Raw genomic sequence first — 2,307 nt, 5'->3', positions numbered from 1 at the left:
GGAAATGTAAAACGAAGCATGCCGCTATGGGGAGCAGCTGTTGCTTCAGCCTTAATTTTATGATCAGTAAGAAATACAGCATAAGCACCTGCAGATGCCTTTTCTGATTTTTTATCATATCTGGATCGATATCCGTTGTCTGGTTGTTCCAAACTCCCGGAGTTAGTATGTAAAGGGCCAGAAGTGGGCATCACTAAAAAGTTTCCCAGATCTCCAAACCACCCCACACCACTCATCTGCGTAAAGGCAAATCCTTCTATACTTGTATGCTCAAAGCTATATCCTGATCCGTTATCTCCGCCGGTAATCGTATTTGGACTAACCTGAACCATGCCATAAGGCGTAGTTGCTCCAGGAAAGGTTTTTCCTAAACCGTGATATACACCTGCTTCTCCAACACTGGTACTTGCCCCTATAAAAGGGTTAACATACTGTTCATTTTTTACATGCTTGTTGGTTTGGCATGCATAAAATGAAACCATCAAAACTAATCCTGTTACTAATTTCTTCCTCATTTTGTTGCTACAATTTCTATAAGATGTGAATTTGGTTTGTTGAGCTGATATATCTTATCAGTCAGTTGTTTGATATTACTTTCCCATAAACTCCTTATTTCAGGAAAACGAGATGTTTGGTAGGAGGCTATTTTACTTCTAACCGCCCAATCGGTTTTGGCCTTTTCTGATACTTTTTGAAATGCCAATTCAGAATCATTAAAAAGCAGGTTTTCACCCTTCAAATAATTAAAATGTAACCAATAATATTCTCTCAATTTCTTTTCTAATTCAGCTCTTAAATCATTGAGGTGCATAAGGGATTGTGCCTGCTCATATTGGGGTGTATTGTTTAATAATGCCAAATTGACACCTTTGCTGAAGGATTCGGCGCTAAAAGTATTTATCTTCCTCCCATCGATCATTAAATGATAGGTCCCTTCTGATAAATTTTTCACCTTAAATATTTCCTGGTTGAATTCTTGAATAAAAGGATATACGCCTAATACATCGGATTGCTTTTGAGGATTCTCCCAAACGTCAGATATGGAGTCAATAGGAAAGGGTAATGAATTTGCATAATAATCAAAAGATACAATTGATTTGGATTTTTTAATAAGACTGACTTTTGCGTTTTCTGCTTTCACTAAGCCTTTTTTGACATCGATTTCTACCTCAGCAACTGGAAGACCTGCTAAACCCTGGTTCTTAAGGAACAAGGCTGCCATAATCAAATGGCCACCTTTTCCAGGGTGAATCCGATCAGGCCCCGTAAGTGTAAATTCAGGTTTTATTTGTTGTTCTTTTAAATTAATTTCAGTCATTGGATGAAACAAATCTACATAGGCCCAGCTATTGCTTTTGGCTGCCAGCTGCTGAAATTGCACAATCTGCTCCATTGCCTTACTTTTACCATTGAAAACACCATTTTTATTAGTCATGGTTTCATCGTACGGTGAAGATGACATGATCACCTTTTTTACTTGTGGCAGTGCTTTTAACTTCGCTTCTAAAAGATTAAAATATTGGCGAGAATCCTGAATACGTTGTTTAGAAGTTTCTGCCGCATTTGTTTCATTAAACTCAAAGTAACCGGAATCATTCATCCCAAAAGTTAAAACAACTACACTAGGTTTTTTAGGCAAAACATCATCTTCAAAACGATCGTTCATTTGTTTAACTACATCGCCACCAATTCCAGCATTAATAATTGATATTTTTAATTCAGGAAAATGAGTCATATAATAAAGCCAAATATTTGACTCATAGAACCCTGCCTCAGTAATACTGTTGCCCATGAACACCACTTTATCTCCATTTATAAAAGGCTGGAGTGATTGTGATTTAACTTGTGTACTACAGAGAAAGGTCAGAACTAACCCAACTCTAATTTTCCTTGTAATCATATATGATAATATTAATTAAAACATAAGAGCACGATGACTCAACAACCTACTTTTCTTTAGTCGAAACCCTTAGTGTTGTGATGCCAAAGGGTTTCATATTTAACTTAACTTCCTTTATGGAACCTTGACCCGATCTCATAGCGGCTTCAGCGACTTCGGTTTCATCAAGATTTACAAAAGTTGCTTTAATAGCATCAAAATTAAATTTTATTTTACCTTCTGTATTTGTTTTTGCGGCATTAAACACCCTTACATATAAATCCTTACCCTTGTAAACACAAGAAGTAAGCTCAAGCATTTTAGACGAAGTCTCTATAAAAGTTCCGCTCCATTGAGAAGGTTTCATCGCCATAACATTAACCTGTAGAGGTTCGTTTATCTTCTGATTTTGGTAACTTACCCCTGCT

The 2,307-nt window shown here is 36.7% G+C and carries 2 protein-coding genes and 1 pseudogene; all 3 read right to left on the bottom strand.

The window, feature by feature from the left end; all coding sequences use genetic code 11:
- Positions 1–515, bottom strand: a pseudogene (locus tag ACR2F7_RS12545) (GH92 family glycosyl hydrolase); the annotation flags it as partial.
- Complete coding sequence (locus ACR2F7_RS12540) at positions 512–1,792, bottom strand: SGNH/GDSL hydrolase family protein (RefSeq protein ID WP_432713899.1); 1,281 nt, start codon at positions 1,790–1,792, stop codon at positions 512–514. The gene ACR2F7_RS12540 and the pseudogene ACR2F7_RS12545, both read right to left, overlap by 4 nt.
- 154 nt (positions 1,793–1,946) lie before the next feature.
- On the bottom strand, positions 1,947–2,307 hold a 361-nt coding region (locus tag ACR2F7_RS12535), incomplete at its 5' end, for a glycosyl hydrolase-related protein (protein ID WP_432713898.1).

It is taken from the genome of Pedobacter sp. (assembly GCF_045628745.1).
In the GTDB taxonomy this organism is placed as follows: Bacteria; Bacteroidota; Bacteroidia; order Sphingobacteriales; family Sphingobacteriaceae; genus Pedobacter.
The sequence above is the reverse complement of the archived record's forward strand: the minus strand, read 5'-3'. Positions and strand labels throughout refer to the sequence as shown.

Coding starts and splice junctions, on each gene's coding strand:
- ACR2F7_RS12540 (WP_432713899.1), bottom strand. CDS start 1,792: ATGGGCAACAGTATTACTGAGGCAGGGTTCTATGAGTCAAATATTTGG.